The organism is Paenibacillus sp. FSL E2-0151, from assembly GCF_037993015.1.
Taxonomy (GTDB): domain Bacteria; phylum Bacillota; class Bacilli; order Paenibacillales; family Paenibacillaceae; genus Paenibacillus; species Paenibacillus amylolyticus.
In genome coordinates, this window is the sequence record NZ_CP150308.1 from 6,397,163 (window position 1) to 6,415,034 (window position 17,872).

The following is a 17,872-nucleotide window of genomic DNA, read 5'->3' on the forward strand; positions in this document are numbered from 1 at the left end:
TTCCCCTTCATCATAAAACAACCCGCGGCTAAAATCAACGGTTAATTTACATCACGTGTCCTATTTCTATAACCTGCCTCGCAGGATCAGAATTATCCCAGCTTATCCAAAAGCCGGTCCAATGCCGTCCGAATCTCAGCTGCAGCTATATTGTAATCATCACGACTTCCTCCAAACGGATCGGAGATGTCGAAACTTGGAATTCGTTGTCTAATCTCAATGGCTCGCTCACGCTCCGATGCCAGGATCTCTTGGCCAAGGGCACGTTTCATCTCAAGCGTTGCAAACAGGCTGTCCAACTCCTGAACATCACTTAATACCTGTTCATCATCCTCCACATATTCTTTCAATGTATAGGTTTTGTGGACTGAATCGGGAAAAACCTGCATGACATGCTGCTTATGACTCCGTGTTAATGTAAGAACCAGATCGGCCCAACCTACCAGGTTAGAGCTAAGCTGTGTGGAATGAGGTGGACCTTCAACGTTATGATCTCTCAAAACCGCTTCAGCGTGTCGGGAGATCGGCATACCCGACGTTGCTGCCACACCTGCGGAGCGAACCTCTACCTGAATGCCACGCTCCGATGCCAGTTTTCTCAAAAGCCCCTCTGCCATGGGGCTGCGGCACGTATTTCCTGTACATACGAATAAAATATGTTTCATTGTGTTAGCCTCCCCATTTTACATATGATGCGAATGATATGATATCTCAAGTTTTATTCTAAAATATAAACAAAAGTCCAAACGCAAGCAAGATTGCGCCACCAATGGCTTCGCCGTAATCCCCGAGATTCTGGCTCACCCGACGGCCTAATAGCAGACCCATAACCGACATCACCCCGCCACACACACCGAAAGCAAGTACAGTTAAGATCAGATCACTGCTAAACATCCCTAAGGATACGCCAACGGAGAATGAATCCACACTTACGCTGAGGGAGAACAAAACAACGCCGAGCAGGGAACGGTGGTCCACCAGCTTTGTATCGCCTTCACGGAATGCATTCAGAATCATATGAGCACCCAGCAAAACAAGCAATCCACCTGCCGCATACGTCGTAATGTCACCGAGCAGGGAGCTGACGTATTTGCCCATATACATGCCGATGAGCGGCATGATGATATGAAATAGCGCCGTTACAATACTGATTCGCAATACATCCCGCAGCCGAATGCCCTTCATGCCAATTCCGATCCCGAGTGAGAACGCATCGAGGCCAAGCGCAATAGCCATGATCAAAATGGTTACCAACTGCCCTACATGGACAGACACATCCCACATCCCCATACCCCCAAGTCACGTAAAGGTTCTTGTACACGATATGCGGACAAGGACCTAAACATGACCGATGAAAGGCAAACGGCGACGGATCTCTGGTCAGATGCTGGCTTTATAGAATCTTGATTTTGTTTTGGAAAAAGTTTGAGTAGCTCTCCTGACTGTATGATCAGGAGAGGTTATAAGAGGCGCTGGTTGCCAACTTGTATGAGTTGGTTCCCCGCAGCCTTGAGCAGCCGATTCATGACGGCTGCTCCCAGCCCTTCGCGTGAGCAGGCTTCAGCCACAATATATGTGGCGCCTTGCTCATCGCAGCTGCGCAGCGCGGCGTATAGCCGGCGCGCTGCTTCTTCCAGCTCGCTGGCGTCGCCCAGCGAGAACACGGCATCGGCGCGGTACTGCTCCGCGTGCTCGGCGAACGCCAGCACAGCGGTGCGCTCTCCGCGCTGCGCCGCCTCTGCGAGGGCGGCGCTGATCCAGGCCGCCACCGCTGCGGGCGGCCCCTCCACCACGCACAGCGCCCCTGCGGGTGCGTAGTGCGTGTACTTCATGCCCGGCGAGCGCGGCGCCGGGCTGCCCACGCCATCGGCCCCCTCCGCGAGTAGCGCGGGGTCCGTGGCGACACGGGCGGCAACGGCGGACAGTTGTTCCGCCGTAATGCCGCCAGGGCGCAGGATGGTGACGGTACCGTCGTCACCGACCTGCACAACCGTGGACTCGACGCCCACCCCGGTGGGGCCGCCGTCCACAATGCCGCCGATGCGGCCATCCAGATCCTCGCGTACATGAGACGCGAGTGTCGGGCTTGGCCGCCCGGAGCGGTTGGCGCTTGGCGCAGCCACAGGGCATGCCGCCGCGGCGATCAACTGCAAGGCCACCGGGTGGTCCGGCATGCGCACGGCCACCGTGTCCAGACCGGCGGTGACACGCGGGGACACCGCCCCCGGCCTAACCGGCAGCACCAGCGTCAGCGGTCCCGGCCAGAAGGTCGCCATCAGCGCTTCCGCCGTTTCGTTCACTTCCGTGACCAGCGTATCCAACTGGTCACGGTGCGCGATATGCACAATCAGTGGATTGTCGGAAGGTCGGCCTTTAGCGACAAATACAGCCTCCACGGCTGCTGTGCTACGCGCATCAGCACCCAAGCCATAGACCGTCTCGGTCGGAAAGGCCACCGTCTGACCGAGACGAATGCAGGCTGCGGCAGCCTGCAAGTCGGCGAGCGCCTGTTGATCGGCGCTCCCCTTTTTCACATCCAATAATTCAATATTACCCAATCCGTGATCGTTCTCAGCGCTCACCAAGACGCGTACATCCCACATCTCAGTGACCAGCTCTCCCGGAGCTTTCATATCACGTTCTTCTCTACCATCCCTCATCTCAGAGGTGTGTTGCACTGGTTCGTTTTCTCTGCTCATATATCATCATTCCTAAACTTCAAGTAGGTTAGTTCATATCCATATTCAATATAAGCAATTATAACATACCTGTCCCAACTCGGATGCCCTTCAAACTTCGCCCGGAAATTCACCACTAATTCATATCAAAAGGGCAGCTTCCTGAATCGAAGTCGCCCTCTACTATTTTATAAATACGTTGTTATGCGAACAATCCAGTTACCCAACTCCACAGTTTCACAGCCATATCCCACAGAAAGAATCTCGCTTCCGGTGTGTCTCCCTGCACAGATGCTTCTGCATCTCCTGGTTCAGCCGCTGCGGCTGATACCGTTGAAGGTTTCGCCAGTGCATCCCCGGTCCCTGCATCAATGAAACACAACGGCGGGAACAACACACACCACCAGTTCTGACCTTTTCCTTCGCCCAGCGTAATCCGAACCGCTTCATAATCTCCGGCAGGATACACAGTGCCACCATATAGTTTGGTCGGGAACGGAACGGAACCCAACTCCACCTGATACTCATAATTTAAACCGCGACTGGCCAACTCTTCTCCTACTCTATTCTCAATCTCGGACAAATGCTCACGAATCACCTTGCGCGCTTCATCCAGACTTTGCGGATTCTCCAGTTCGGCTACCCACTCGCCCATCTGAGCAACGACAGCATCCCGAATCTCGCGTTTCACCAATTGATCTCCCGGTGCATCCGAGTTTGCTAGAATACGCAAGCGAATCGATTGTTCTGGAATTGCTGTGGCCGCCACAGCTGCATCCGTTTTCTGACCTTCCCACATCATGATAATCATCATAAGACATACAATAATAAGTCCAATTTGCTTTACAATTCTTCTGCTCATTCCGTTCTCCCCCTCGGCTCTCTGATCACGTTGCCTGCAACTCTCTCATGTCTATCAGTATGCCCGGTAGAGACGGAAGTAAACCTAGCATTTGCAATAAATCTACTAGAAGTTGTTCAAAAAGTCCGCTTTGATTACGAAGAATGCCCAGCTGCATCATCAACGTCGAATATGAAATTCAGCCGAAATAAGCGGGAGCCTTACGGAGTATGTTTACCAAAGAACCATTTTGATTGCTCACGTAGTTTATCCTACGCTCCACTACTCCATTTCTAGCCTCATCCCATCTTCTCGGTACTGAAAACCCAACTTTTTGAACACGTACTACTAGAATGTGTGGTTAAACCCAGGCAAGTTATACGATGACAAAATGTCAGCGTCCAAAAAGCCTTGAAGACTGTACTGGCTGACCCTAGGCGAATGACTCTCGCGAGTGACCAGTCGATGTTCTAAAGAACCGAGGACTTCTTATTTGCCCTTCAGGCATTCTTTTGAAATTGTAAGGAACATGAGGCACGTTATTCCCCAAAGTTATCTGATCAACACGCTACAGAAGGCTGTTTATACTGATATAACGTGTCTCAGATTCCTTAGTTTTCTCCAGACACTTCAAATCCCCGAATAAGACGTGTGTGGTTCGTTAGCTCCTAACACCACCTAACTCTTAACTCCTAACAGCTGGCACCTGAAGCTCCACACAATGCTCAACACTCTATTTCCAACTCTTTCAGGTTCGCCTCAGCCTACAGCAGGCTCGAAGACACCTATGCATTGCTTCTTTCATCTCTCATTCACACTTTCTCACCCATCATGTTAAAAAGGCTTATCCGCACCTGGTTACAGGGCAAATCAACCTCTTCATTCCTATAAACGATCACGTTATACGTCCCACCGCTTTACCTTTCACCTACACCGACTCAACAGTTACACAGCACTTTTTTCTTTCTTGAGCATATTCCATAAACGTTCCGACAACCGGGGTTGCTGCTCTCCCATCAGAAGTTCATCCTCCTCTTCTTGCCCGTACAACTTAATGCTCATGACTACACCGATGCAAGCCATATTTATAAGCAAAGAGGTGCCGCCGTAACTGATGAACGGTAACGTAATACCTGTGAGTGGCATCAGTCCGAGGAACGCCCCCACGTTCTCAAACACCTGATACAACAACATTCCGATAATACCTACAATGATGACGGGTCCCGCGCGATCTCTACATGCCAGAGCAATCAGCACCATGCGGTGGATCAGGATAAAGTACAACAGAATCAGTACGGATGCACCAACAAACCCAAACTCCTCTGCGATCACAACAAAAATGGAATCAGAATACGTATAGGGGACTCGTCCACTCTGAACGGATGTTCCTTGCAAATAACCTTTGCCGATGATGCCCCCAGAACCGATGGCTAAACCTGCATTTTTCGTATGCCAGGAAGCCTTTGAGGTAGCCTTTTCCGGTACAAGCCAGGGATCAATCCGCTCCGCCCAATGCTCACGTTTTATCTTTTCAAGAAAAGTGAATACTTCACCATGGTAGAAGGTATAGGCTTTGACAAAACCAAAGAACGCCACTCCCACAATCGCCAGTGCAATCAATGCGTGCTTCAGCCTCATATTTCCGATCCAGAATACCGCAGCCAAAATCACCACATACCCCAGCGCATTCCCCAAATCATTCTGAGCCATAACAAGGGCAAACGGAATAAACGCCCAACAGCCAATCGGCACAATATCTCTCCAAAATTTCAGCGTGCCTCGTTGTCTCTTCACGATCAAATGGGCGAGAAACAGAATCAGAATCATCTTGAACAGCTCTGCCGGTTGAAAAGAAAAGTTCTCGCCCAGCTTCAGCCAACCGTTGGCGTTATTGATTGAACTTCCCAGGACATTGGCCAGGATCAGTAGTATGATCCCCAAGCCATACAAATAAAACGCATATTTCACGTATAACTTGTAATTCACAAGCCCGATCACAAGCACCGCAATGAACCCGGCCACATAGAAATACATCGTTTTGACATGATGATTCGCCAAGTTGGCATCTGTCTGCGTTCCGCTATAAATCGCAAATACACTAATAATCATGAGCAACAGCATTACAAAAAGAATCACACCGTCCATCTTTTTCAACATTCTCAACATGACTCTGTCCATCCCCCTGAAATCTAGCATTCTATGATTTCCAATTGAACTCAATATTACCATTGTATATAATTGGATAATAAAATGGAAATCAGGGTCGTTTCAGGTTAAAAAACGAACTATTCAACGGCCTGAATTACGCCGTAAAAACAATAAAAACCCCAAAACATCCACCCAATGTAACTTGGGTTGGTCTGTTCCAGGGTTCTATAGTTATCTAGCTTATATACATAAATCTGACGTGCTATTTCACGGTTTGACTCAGAAACGTTATTGCTCCTGCTGGGATGGCTTGCGTCTTAGCAATTTCCTCACCAGATCCGTAATACTCGGTTGTTCCGCAGAGCCAAGAATATCCTCATTCTCTTCCGTATGGACCTTAATACTCATTACAAGACCCATGCTAATCATGTTGATCATAATGGAGGTACCACCCGAACTGATAAACGGCAGCGTAATTCCTGTCAACGGCATCAGACCAATGAATGGACCAATATTAACAAAGATCTGGTAAAGCAGCATCGCTATGATCCCAACAATGAGATAAGGCCCCGCGCGATCCTTACACTCCAGTGCAATCAGCACCAGCCTGTGAATCAGGATAAAGTACAGGAGAAGCAGTACCGAGGCACCGATGAAACCAAATTCTTCCCCAATCTGCACAAAGATGGAGTCAGCATAGGCCAGCGGCACCCGATTCGACTGAATCGTTGTGCCTTCCATATAACCTTTGCCTGTAATCCCACCAGAACCAATCGCAAGCTTTGCATTATACGTCTGCCAGAGTACATCTCTTGAGGTCAGCTCTGGTACAAGCCAAGGGTCAAAACGATCCGCCCAGTGCGAACGTCCAATGTCATTCAGGAATTTAACAATCTCATCATGATAATGAATATACGCCTGTGTACCACCGATAAAAGCAGCCACTGCGATCATAAAGCCAATGAGGGCATGCGTAAATTTAATGTTACCAATCCACAGTAGGCCCACAAGAATGACTACATAGCTTAATGCATTTCCCAAGTCATTTTGAAGCAATACGAGTAGTAACGGCGGCAGAACACAGAGCGAAATCGGAATAACGTCACGTCCAAAATAGAGCGGACGGTTCTTCTTTCGGGCCAAAAAGGCCGATAAAAACACAATCAGGCATAACTTGAACAATTCAGCAGGCTGCAAACTGACCCCGAAGATGGACAGCCAACCTTTTGCACCATAATACTCCTTACCAAAGAACATAACGAATATGAGCAGGAGCATCCCCACGCCATAGATATATAAATAATTTTTGATTATGAATTTATAGTTGATCATCGACATCCCAAAAAAGACTACGAAGCCCAAAATATAAAAGATCACTGCGCTTTTCGGGAGTCCCTCCAGCTTTGGACGACCAAACGTTGTACTGTAAATCGATAAAATACTGATACCCATCAGAATAACGAGTATAAAGACAATAGAATAGTCTATTTTTTTAAATTTGTGCAGCATGTAATTATGTTCCCCCAAGCATTCAGAAATCTTCGGTATATCTCATTGTAGAGGATTTCACGGCAAAAAGAAAACCCGCAGAACCTTACATTTTCGTCACCTGTTCCGAAGTACGAACACCCAGGACATGCCGCTCGATTCCGGCAAGGTCCGGTACAATGATAATTTCCGGCCAATGTCCCGCCGTTTCAAGCAAAGCTGCAATGTCGCGAGCCTGCCCTTGGCCCAGCTCAAAACCAATGATCTGCGGCGGCGCAGGCAACAGCGCCAACTGCTCCAGCATGATACGGTACGGTGCAAGCCCGTCCGGACCGCCGTCCAATGCCATGCGCGGCTCATGATCGCGCACCTCTTGCTGCAACCCGGCGATATCCGCCGCCGGGATGTATGGCGGGTTGGACACCAGGATGTCCACCCGTGCCCCGGCGAACGGGGCCAGCAAATCGCCTTCACGGAAGTCGATCTGTACCCCGTTCGCGGCCGCGTTCCGCGCGGCCACTTGCAGGGCAGCCGCCGAGAGATCCCCGGCGCCGACCTGCAAGCGCGGGCGCAGTGAAGCCATCGTCACCGCGATGGCACCACTGCCCGTGCCGATATCGACGGCGAGCGGAGCGCCGTCGGGAAACACGCGGTCGGCTTCGCGCAGCACAGCCTCGACCAACAGCTCGGTCTCCGGCCGCGGAATCAGCACGGCCGGCGTGACCTCGAACGGCAGCCCATAGAATTCCTGGCTGCCGATAATGTATTGCGCCGGCTCACCCGTAGCCTTGCGCGTGACGGCGTCCTCCCAGCGGCTGCGATGCTCGCTGGGAAAAGGCTCCGGCTGCATCATGTAGTACGCGGCGCCATAAACGCCGAGTACATGTTCCAGCAGCAGCCGGGCATTGTTTTGCGGCTCGTACACGCCGCACTTCTCCAAAAAAGAGGAAGCCTCCACGAAGGCTTCCCGACAGCTCTGTTCCGGCGTCATGACAAACTGCGCGCGGGTCACAGATTATTCTCCTCTATCCATCAACTCGGTCTGCTGAGCAATCGTCAGTGCAGACAAGATATCTTCAATCTCCCCGTTCATGATCTGATCCAGCTTGTGCATCGTCAGACCGATACGGTGATCCGTCACACGGCTTTGCGGGAAGTTGTACGTACGAATACGCTCACTACGGTCGCCCGTTCCCACTTTGCTCTTCCGCTCAACAGAGATCTTCGCTTCCTCTTCCATACGTTTCATATCGAAGATACGTGTACGCAGAACCTGCAACGCTTTTTCCTTGTTGGAGTTCTGTGATTTTCCATCCTGACATGTCGCCACAATTCCCGTTGGAACGTGCGTTACCCGTACTGCGGATTTCGTGGTATTAACCGATTGTCCACCGGCACCACTGGAACAGAACGTATCAACACGGATGTCTTTGTCATGAATTTCGATATCAAAATCTTCGGCTTCAGGCATGACCGCAACCGTTGAAGTTGACGTATGAATACGTCCGCCGGATTCAGTTGTTGGAATACGCTGCACACGGTGTGCGCCGCTTTCGTATTTCATTTTGCTGTAAGCGCCACGTCCGTTGATCAGGAAAACAACCTCTTTGAATCCACCGAGATCATTTGTGTTAACGTCCATCAGCTCTACACGCCAGCCTTGTGCATCTGCATAACGTGTGTACATCCGATACAGATCTGCTGCAAACAACGCTGCCTCATCTCCACCAGCTGCTCCGCGAATCTCAACAATAACGTTTTTGTCGTCATTCGGATCTTTTGGCAGCATAAGCACACGAATCAATTCGTCCAGTTCCTTCTGGCGAGTGCTTAGTTCGTCAATTTCCATTTTGACCATTTCACGCATCTCATCATCCAGTTTCTCACCCTGCATTTCCTTTGCAGCTTCGAGATCCTGACTTACCTGTTTGTATTCATTGTACGCTTCATAAGTCGGTTGCAGATCAGATTGTTCTTTGGAATATTCCCGCAACTTTTTGTTGTCACTTGCCACATCCGGGTCACACAAAAGCTCACTCAACTTGTCATAACGGTCGGCTAACGCCTGTAATTTATCCAACATGTATAGTCACCTCACACATTATTTTGTCCATGCAAATATCGTTTTTAATAATTATTTCGGTTTCATTATTCATAACATCTATAATCTATATTCCACAACGCACAGGATTCTCACCGAATCCCCTGACCGCAGCATGTATTCACATTCCTGTATGATCGACGTATAACATCGCTACAACGTCATCAAATCCTTTACTTTTAAAGTGAAATCAAGAAATCGCGTACCCTGTATGAAACACGCTTAAGCTCATCTGTTACAGCGCGAATTTTAACGTGGTATACGACTCTTAATTATAGCATATTCTTATGGTTCTGAATAGTAACTGTTCCGCATGCGGATGAACTAATTTTTATAATTCAATTTTCTCAACTTTCACTCGTTGTCATTCCGCTGATGGATTCGCCTACCGAGAATGTTTGTAACAAATAGATCATTCAAGTTTATTTCTGATGTTGTAAAATATATACAAGGGCTCTATAATTCATAGTTTTGATATTTTAGTTTAGGAGGGAATGGATGCTATGAACTTAACACCAGCTGTTTTTCCAACAGAAAAATTAAAGATTGCTTTGGCACAATGTTCTTCGATCGACGGAAATATTGAAGAGAACGTTAATAGGGCTTATGAGATGATTGAAGAAGCTGGAAAAGAGCACGCCGATATTATCATGTTTCCAGAAAAATATCTGACGGGATATGTGCCAGAAATCGTAGAATCCAATGTAACTGAATATACACTCTCCATTAATGATGCGAGGATTGATAAGTTGCGTCAAGCATGCAAAAAGTACGGCATTTGGTCAATCATCGGAACCCCTGTAATAAGAGGCGAGGATGTGTTCATCTCTTCAGTTATAATAGATTCCAATGGACATGAAGTAGGTGTTTATGACAAGTCTCATTTATTTCATACGGAGAAAGAAATGTTTTCAATCAATAATGAGCAGGTCATCATTAAATTAAAGGGCTGGAATATTGGGATGGCCATCTGTTATGACGCAGGTTTCCCTGAACATTCTCGTCTTTTAGCACAAAATGGCTGTCATTTATATATGGGTAGCTCTCTTTTTAGTAAAGGAATGGGGTACAAAGAGTCACGAGTATGGTTTCCTGCCCGCGCTCTGGATAATACGATATTTACTGCGATGTGTAATCACGTTGGAACAACCGGAGTCTGGGATACGTGTGGACATAGCGGTGTATGGAACCCTCTAGGTGATAATATAATTGATGCCTCTCAAGACAACGTTGAGTTGCTCATAGCTGAATTAGACCCGGATCTTCTTAATCAAGCTAGAAATGGCGAAAGAATGCTTGCGGATTCGTTTGATATAAATAAAGAACACTATTCTTTCAAGACTATTGTTGGTAACTAAGCAAACCTCGTATGAATTGAGCGTACATAAGTACATTACGATTGAGGTGGCCCCTTACATCGATACTAAAAACCCTACAATCTTCACAAGAAGATCGTAGGGTTTTGGTTATTGAATCTACATATAAACGAGTAACAACTTATACGTTGAAACGGAAGTGCATAACGTCGCCGTCATTTACAACGTACTCTTTACCTTCAAGACGAAGTTGTCCGCGCTCTTTGGCACCGTTCATGGAACCCGCTGCAACCAGATCGTCGTAGGAAACAACTTCTGCACGAATGAATCCACGTTCGAAGTCGGTGTGAATGACACCCGCTGCGCCAGGCGCTTTTGTTCCTTTACGAATTGTCCACGCACGAACTTCCTGTACACCTGCTGTGAAGTATGTGTACAGACCGAGCAATTTGTAAGCCGCTTTGATCAACAGGTTCAGACCGGAATCCTCGATACCGAGTTCTTCCAGGAACATTTGTTTATCTTCGCCTTCCAGCTCAGAAATCTCTTCTTCAACCTTTGCACTGATTGGCACCACTTCTGCGTTCTCAGCAGCTGCGAATTCTCTTACTTTTTGCACGTATGCATTGTTCGCCACATCGCCGATTTCATCCTCAGCTACATTGGCTGCATACAGAACAGGCTTCAGGGTAAGCAAGTGCAGATCGCGCACGATCAGAAGCTCATCATCCGTAAGTTCCATGCTGCGTGCCGGCTTGTCATCGTACAGAACAGCCTTCACTCTCTCCAATATTTCTACTTCTTGAGAGGCAGTCTTGTTGCCGCCCTTCATGTTTTTCTTGGAGCGATCGATTTTCTTCTCAACACTCTCGATATCGGCCAGGATCAGCTCCAGATTGATTGTCTGGATGTCGCTTACCGGGTCAATTTTGCCATCGACGTGTGTAATGTTCTCATCTACAAAGCAACGTACCACGTGTACAATCGCATCTACTTCACGGATGTGGGCAAGGAACTTGTTACCCAGACCTTCGCCTTTGCTCGCACCGCGAACAAGACCAGCGATATCTACAAACTCAAACGCCGTTGGTACTGTTTTCTTAGGTACAACGAGTTCTGTCAGTTTGTCCAAACGCTCATCTGGTACTTCAACGATCCCCACGTTAGGGTCAATTGTACAGAACGGATAGTTTGCCGATTCGGCACCTGCTTGTGTAATTGCGTTAAACAACGTAGATTTTCCGACGTTCGGAAGCCCTACAATTCCTGCTTTCAAAGCCATGTATATGACAACTCCTCATTGATTACTTGTTCGGTATGGATAATCCTATACATTATATATGACAAACCTCAAGGCATCAAGGAACTTCGCCAATTCGACCAGAGTCCCATACGCTTCCCGAAATCCCCGGTTACTGCGGATAATTCGTTTTTCGCAGATCTTAAGTTTGGCCTAGATTATCCGCTATTAGGTTTACCCTTTGATTTCCTTGTACATCGTCAGGTCCGTTACCTCATATCCCATCTTGCGATACAGGCTGCTCGCCCGCACATTATGTCCAAACACATGCAAACCAATGCGATCCACGCCAAGACTCAAGGCCGTCCGTTCAAGCGCCTGCATCGTCTCTGTTCCGTATCCCTTACCACGGTGCGCTTCTTCAACCACAATATCCAGCAAAAAAGCATCTTTCCCGCGACGATTATCCGTGATATTAAACCAGATATACCCTACATTGCCGTCCACAGGATGCACCAGATTGTAAAGATACGCTCCGGGTGTGTTCAAGCCTTCTGGCAGATAACGTTCATAAGATTCCTCCGCCAGTTGCTGTGCCTCTTCCTCAGCCCAAGTGCCCGCTTCTACTTTTTCCTGTGCAAAATCCTTAATCGATCGAATGCAAAAACTCGCATAATCTTCCTGATTCATTGGAGAAAGTTCCAACTTTTTCCCCTCCTTATTTCGAGTGATCTTCATTATGTATGATCTCTGTGCAATCCTTCTTGCACTACTAGTATCTTATTGTATCCTGTTCTCTCACTTAGCGCATGAAGTAATTCTGACGATTCGAGCTTCAATTTCATATTTATCCATTTTATTTATAACTTTTGATCTCTTCCCATCGTTTATACCTCATGAAGGAAGGGAGTCGATCATATTGAACACACGTCGCCGATTCTCCAAAAAGAAAATGATTATCTTGTTCGCTATCATACTCGGAATCGCCATCGTCGCTTTTATGAGCTTTCTGAATGCAATCGATCCCTTTCGCCACTTAAGGATCACGATCCACAATCAATCCGACTATGATCTCACCAATATTCAGGCCAGCCTGGTTCAAGGCGACAACTCGTTTAACAACAACGAGAGTGGCTCCACCTACATATTCGACAAGGATATTCCCACCGGAGCAAACGTAAAATTCGCCCCGCAGCTGAAACTTTCCGGGGAGGGTGTCGTCTCCTTGGCGTTTACGGACAGTCGCGGAAAAACCTATAACAAAACAGTTTGCGGTTATACCGAATACTTGTCCGGCAATTCCTACGTTACTGTAACCAATGAGAATATCACCGTGAAAGATGAATGTATGTAATCATTCGGCAACATAATTATATAAGTAATTGGAACATCCTCATTACATACTAAAAGCATAGAGGAGGAAATTACATTGTTATTCAACATAATTTTAGGTGCAGGCGTAGCTTTGTCCATATTACTTTCTGTACATCCAGCTAGTGCTGTTGATTTAGAGGATAGAGTGCAAGATGCTCTTACTACTTCTCCGATCACTATGGAGAACACTGAGGATCCGATTATTAATCCAATGGATGTACAGCTTATCAGACCATTCAATTACAGCAGTTACAATGCATACGAAAAATCCTTCACATTGGTTCCTGACAATGGGGAAGATGCCGATGTTTGGATTCAGAACAATAGTACGGATACTATTTATGCCAAACATACTGTGGGCAATCTTTCCCCAATTGATATTCCAATCAAAAAAGGGACTCAAAAAACAACAAGAATAGGTGTCATAGGCACAACAAACGTCAAAGTTTATATATATAGTTCAACAGGTCATAAAATGGATATGAATATCAGCGCCCGACAATTTTAATATTATAAATAGTGTAGAGGATACTTGTTAATGAAGTATCCTCTACACTATTTTTGTTCCAGATTATATAGCAAGCAATACGAGTAGACTCAAAATATATAATTAAATAACTCCTAATGAAGTTTATATCATCTTCATTTCAACCCCGGTCTAACGCCGTTCCACCAGACGTGATGTCTGCTTCAGATCCTCAATCCGACCTGTACCAATGCCAAACATCACGGTACGCAGTTCAAATTCAACCTGTTCCAACCGCTCATTCAGCGCATCATCCGAAGCGACTGCGGATTTGAGCAGAGATCGACCGAAACCAGCGAGATCCGCACCGAGCGCGAGAGCTTTGGCCGCGTCCACACCAGTGTGCAGTCCACCGCTGCCAATCAGGGCACCAGTAGGATTCAGCGCTCGTACTTCCTGAATACACTCCGCTGTGGGAATGCCCCAGTCGGCAAAAGCTTCAGCTGCTGCCCGGCGTACCGGGTTATTGTTGCGGTACTTCTCTACCTGCACCCAGCTTGTGCCCCCTGCTCCGGCTACATCAATGAACGCGACACCCGCTTCATATAGGCGTTGAGCCGTCACGCCATCGATGCCAAAACCTACTTCTTTTACGCCAACAGGTACGTCTAGCTCACGACACAAGTTTTCAATCCGCTGAAATAATCCGCTGAAGTTGGTGTTACCTTCCGGCTGGAAAACTTCCTGCAACGTGTTCAGGTGAAGGACGAGCATGTCCGCACCCGCAATATCTACCGCACGCTGGAAATCAGCTGTGGTGAAGCCATAGTTCAGCTGCACCGCACCCAGGTTGGCAATGACCGGAATGTCCGGTGCCCAGCGCCGCACATCGAAGGTACTCGCAAGTTCCGGCTGTTCCACGGCAGCCCGGATCGAACCTACGCCGAGCGCCCAGCCTCTGGCGTTTGCTACTCGGGCGAGGCGCTCATTGATGGCGCCTGTTGTTTTGCTTCCACCCGTCATCGAACTGATGAGCAAGGGTGTACGTACTTTTTTGCCAATAAACGAAGTCTCCAGATGCACCTCTTCAAAATCCAGTTCCGGCAGTGGGTGATGGCGAAACGCAAACCGCTCCATACCGCTGGTTACCCCTTCTCCTGCCACATTCTCCTCAAGACAGAGGCGCACGTGCTCTAGCTTCCGTTCTCCCGTAGCCACTTCGGGAAGCAGCCGTTCGCCGGCTCGCTCTTGTTCATTCATGATGAGACCTCCTATGTGAGAATCGTGCGGATCGACAGGATAACCTGCCCGTTCCTTACTTCTATGTATATACGTCTTTTGCAAAAGACAAAACATTAATCCTATAAGCATTGCAGCTCAGCAGTTTAACTCTATCCAGTATAACGTTCCAAACCGGCTATTGAAAGGATGCCCCGACACCAAATGTCTCACTTAAATCCCGGAGCACCACTATCTCATACCTACTCAACAGCACGGATCATCTGTCGCATCTTCGAAGCTGGTTAGCAGAGACGATACACACGCACATGGATCAACAAAACACATTTTCACTCCATCATCTGCACAACAAACTTATCTCAAGATTTCCGATGCCAATTGCTCACCAACAAGCTGTCCGGACAACGTCACTATCGGGGTTCCGCCGCCTGGATGTGTCGTTCCGCCGACGTACCAGAGTCCTTGTACATCTTTGCTTCGGTTGCCTGGTCGCATAAAGGTCTGCTTCACCGAGTTGGACGAGATGCCGTAGATCGACCCTTGATGCGCCAAGGTATCCCGTTCGATATCTCGCGGTGTGTACCGGATCAGCACATCGGATTTATTCAACCCGGTAATTCCCCGCGCTGCCAATTGTTCCAGCACAAACGCTCCGTAACGTTCCGTCTGCTGCTCCCAATTCCATGAATCCGACAAGTAGGGGGCATTGACCAGAATGAACAGATTACTGGCTCCCGCCGGAGCCATGCCCGCTTCCGAATAACCGGAATAACAGATGTAGATCGTGGGATCGGCGGGCATTTTACGGTCACGGAAAATATGGTCGAACTCCGGTTCATACCGTTCCGGGAAAAAGACCGTATGGTGTAACAACGCATCATATTGCCTTCGCACACCTGCCAGCGTCACAAATCCTGAAATGGATGGCTCATACTTCCGTATGCGGGCATCGCTCATTTCTTTCCGATGTTCCGGTGCGAGCAGCAGTCGATTTACGCTAAGCACATCTCCATTGGCAACCACCTGATCGGCTTCCCGAAAGCCTTGATCCGTGTCTACACCTGCCACTTTGCCATTCCGAACAACAATCTGTCGGACCTCCGTGCCGGTAATGATTCGTACGCCTTTTTCCTGTGCCAGCCGGGTCATTCCTTCGATCAGATGATAGGTTCCGCCTTTGACTCCGTAGATGCCCACTTCTGCTTCCACATGCCCCATCATGGCAAAGATGGAAGGCGATTGATACGGCGATGATCCCACATAGGTCGCGTACCGTCCGAACATAGCGAGCGTATGCGGATGTTGGAAATACGAGCGTAGCAGCTTATCCAGCTTCACCGTTGGCCGCACGCGGAGCAAGCTGCGCAGCATTTGGAGATTGTATTTGTCAGAAGGAGACAGCAGCAATTTACCCAGAAAATGACGATTGGCTTCCGCATACAGTGCAGCAGACTCATCCATAAACGCATCATAACGAGCCGCATCCTCCGGACTGTACGCTGCGATCTGCTCCTTCATCCACCCACGATTACCTGACAAATCTACCACTGTGCCATCTGCGAAAATATTACGTGTGCGCGGCTCTAGCTCATATAACTGTACGTAATCTTCCATTGCTACACCCGCATGGTCGAAGACTGAACGAAAGGTCGATGGCATCGTGATTGTGCTCGGTCCCCGGTCAAAATGATACCCGTCCCGCTCAATCTGCTTTAGCTTGCCACCTACGTGTTGCTGCCGTTCCAGAATGGTCACCTGCACACCTTGTGAAGCCAGTCGTATTGCACACGACAGACCTCCAAATCCTGCACCGATTATAATGACGTTACCTCTCAACTGTACCGCCTACCTTTCCATACATACCCCTTGCCGGAGCGGCCTGCCTGCCAGGAAGCAAGTCCGATGGCAATGACACAGGCCATGCTGACCGGTTGCAGAAGGGCAAGCCACCAGGGTTGTCCGCCAGTATGATCCGCTACTCTTTTCACAGCCATACCTAATAAAGTTCCTATCAATCCATACAGAATGGACACCGAACTACCCGTCATGAGTCCAATAATCAAGCCCAGCGGAGGCACAATATACATTAGCGTATACATCAGCATCGTACCCAGAAGTAGCACGTCTTTGCGCCCCATACCTTCGTACATGTTTTTCTTATATCCGTTCCATACTTCTGCACCGTTCTGATACATGCGGGTATTCGTTACGTCATGCACGTCGGTCAGCATCACCGGATGACCTGCACGCTTGACTGCTTTGGCGAGACTCATGTCATCCACCAGATGTGCCTGAATGGCAGCATGACCACCGGAAGCCTCGTAACTGGAGCGATGAATCAGCAAAAAAGCCCCCGTAGCGGCCACAAACATCGGACTGGATGATCTGCGTATCATGAAAATGGGCAGATGACTGATGATGGTGAAGACCATCATGGGCACAACAAGTTTTTCCATCCACGTCTTCGTTACTTGATAAGGAAAACCGGTTACCAGCCCCCCGCTCTGCTCACACCCTGCCGCAAGAGTCTGCCGAATGGCACTTGGCTCCAGACGCACATCCGCATCCACGAACATATACCATTCTCCCTTGGCCTCCTGAACCAGCCTGTGACACGCATGGGATTTCCCCATCCAGCCCTCGGGAAGATCGACACCATGCAGCAGACGCACACGTGCATCGCGATCCGCAATCGCTTGTACCATGGCCGCTGTCTCATCTTCGGAGCGATCATCCAGCACCAATACTTCCATCCGGAATCCCGACGTATCACTCGCGAGTACACTTTCAAGACATCCTTCGATATGTAGTCTTTCATTTCTGGCTGGAATCAGCACCGAGACCAGCAGGTCTGGTGGTTGTATCTTGTCTGCCCGGAATGAACGTACTTTGGGCAGACAGGAGACATTCCATAGAGCGAACAGTAACTGTACGCCCAATATGCAGGTAAGCACAATCCAGAAGATTTCAGATGCATTCAT

Annotated in this window: 16 protein-coding genes; 3 read left to right on the forward strand and 13 right to left on the reverse strand. The window is 48.5% G+C overall.

From position 1 onward, the window contains the following. Positions 1–92 precede the first annotated feature (92 nt). The 8 genes from MHI55_RS28435 to prfA form a co-directional block, all read right to left on the reverse strand. Positions 93–665: a low molecular weight protein arginine phosphatase gene (locus tag MHI55_RS28435; RefSeq protein WP_036612575.1), complete on the reverse strand. Its 573-nt coding sequence runs from the start codon at positions 663–665 to the stop codon at positions 93–95. A gap of 58 nt (positions 666–723) precedes the next feature. Continuing rightward, complete coding sequence (locus MHI55_RS28440; protein ID WP_036667772.1) at positions 724–1,284, reverse strand: manganese efflux pump MntP family protein; 561 nt, start codon at positions 1,282–1,284, stop codon at positions 724–726. Between the two features lie 176 nt (positions 1,285–1,460). Then, entirely contained in the window at positions 1,461–2,633 is a 1,173-nt protein-coding gene (locus MHI55_RS28445) for an L-threonylcarbamoyladenylate synthase (RefSeq protein WP_256720188.1), read from the reverse strand. A gap of 247 nt (positions 2,634–2,880) precedes the next feature. Beyond that, entirely contained in the window at positions 2,881–3,540 is a 660-nt protein-coding gene (gene spoIIR / locus MHI55_RS28450) for a stage II sporulation protein R (RefSeq protein ID WP_076254010.1), read from the reverse strand. Between the two features lie 924 nt (positions 3,541–4,464). Beyond that, the gene (locus MHI55_RS28455) at positions 4,465–5,685 is read right to left on the reverse strand and encodes an FtsW/RodA/SpoVE family cell cycle protein (protein WP_036667775.1); all 1,221 of its coding nucleotides are present in this window, start codon (positions 5,683–5,685) and stop codon (positions 4,465–4,467) included. A 270-nt stretch (positions 5,686–5,955) separates the two neighbouring features. Further along, on the reverse strand, positions 5,956–7,176 hold the full coding sequence (locus MHI55_RS28460) for an FtsW/RodA/SpoVE family cell cycle protein (RefSeq protein ID WP_076254008.1): 1,221 nt from the start codon (positions 7,174–7,176) through the stop codon (positions 5,956–5,958). Positions 7,177–7,261: 85 nt separating this feature from the next. Further along, a complete protein-coding gene (gene prmC, locus MHI55_RS28465; RefSeq protein ID WP_083685084.1) occupies positions 7,262–8,146 on the reverse strand; it encodes a peptide chain release factor N(5)-glutamine methyltransferase in 885 nt (294 codons plus the stop codon). Positions 8,147–8,170: 24 nt separating this feature from the next. Then, a complete protein-coding gene (gene prfA / locus MHI55_RS28470) occupies positions 8,171–9,238 on the reverse strand; it encodes a peptide chain release factor 1 (RefSeq protein ID WP_017691918.1) in 1,068 nt (355 codons plus the stop codon). Between the two features lie 521 nt (positions 9,239–9,759). Between prfA and MHI55_RS28475 the strand changes: the two genes are divergently transcribed. Then, positions 9,760–10,614: a carbon-nitrogen hydrolase family protein gene (locus MHI55_RS28475; RefSeq protein ID WP_340387813.1), complete on the forward strand. Its 855-nt coding sequence runs from the start codon at positions 9,760–9,762 to the stop codon at positions 10,612–10,614. Positions 10,615–10,753: 139 nt separating this feature from the next. Here MHI55_RS28475 and ychF read toward each other — a convergent pair whose 3' ends face one another. Both ychF and MHI55_RS28485 read right to left on the reverse strand, forming a co-directional pair. After that, positions 10,754–11,854 (reverse strand): redox-regulated ATPase YchF, encoded by a 1,101-nt coding sequence (gene ychF, locus MHI55_RS28480; RefSeq protein WP_127549029.1) that lies wholly within the window; start codon positions 11,852–11,854, stop codon positions 10,754–10,756. A gap of 192 nt (positions 11,855–12,046) precedes the next feature. Beyond that, positions 12,047–12,517 (reverse strand): GNAT family N-acetyltransferase, encoded by a 471-nt coding sequence (locus tag MHI55_RS28485; RefSeq protein WP_339191065.1) that lies wholly within the window; start codon positions 12,515–12,517, stop codon positions 12,047–12,049. A gap of 214 nt (positions 12,518–12,731) precedes the next feature. Between MHI55_RS28485 and MHI55_RS28490 the strand changes: the two genes are divergently transcribed. Further along, entirely contained in the window at positions 12,732–13,166 is a 435-nt protein-coding gene (locus MHI55_RS28490; RefSeq protein WP_339191062.1) for a hypothetical protein, read from the forward strand. A 75-nt stretch (positions 13,167–13,241) separates the two neighbouring features. Further along, a complete protein-coding gene (locus tag MHI55_RS28495; protein WP_339191059.1) occupies positions 13,242–13,694 on the forward strand; it encodes a hypothetical protein in 453 nt (150 codons plus the stop codon). A 150-nt stretch (positions 13,695–13,844) separates the two neighbouring features. On the opposite strand, the gene fni is transcribed toward MHI55_RS28495, so the two are convergent. The 3 genes from fni to MHI55_RS28510 all read right to left on the reverse strand — a co-directional run bounded on the left by fni (position 13,845) and on the right by MHI55_RS28510 (position 17,872). Continuing rightward, entirely contained in the window at positions 13,845–14,912 is a 1,068-nt protein-coding gene (gene fni, locus MHI55_RS28500) for a type 2 isopentenyl-diphosphate Delta-isomerase (RefSeq protein WP_339191057.1), read from the reverse strand. A gap of 333 nt (positions 14,913–15,245) precedes the next feature. Further along, entirely contained in the window at positions 15,246–16,727 is a 1,482-nt protein-coding gene (gene crtI, locus MHI55_RS28505) for a phytoene desaturase family protein (RefSeq protein ID WP_340387815.1), read from the reverse strand. Further along, positions 16,724–17,872, reverse strand: a complete 1,149-nt coding sequence (locus MHI55_RS28510; protein WP_340387817.1) for a glycosyltransferase family 2 protein — start codon at positions 17,870–17,872, stop codon at positions 16,724–16,726. The genes crtI and MHI55_RS28510 overlap by 4 nt, the downstream gene beginning before the upstream one ends.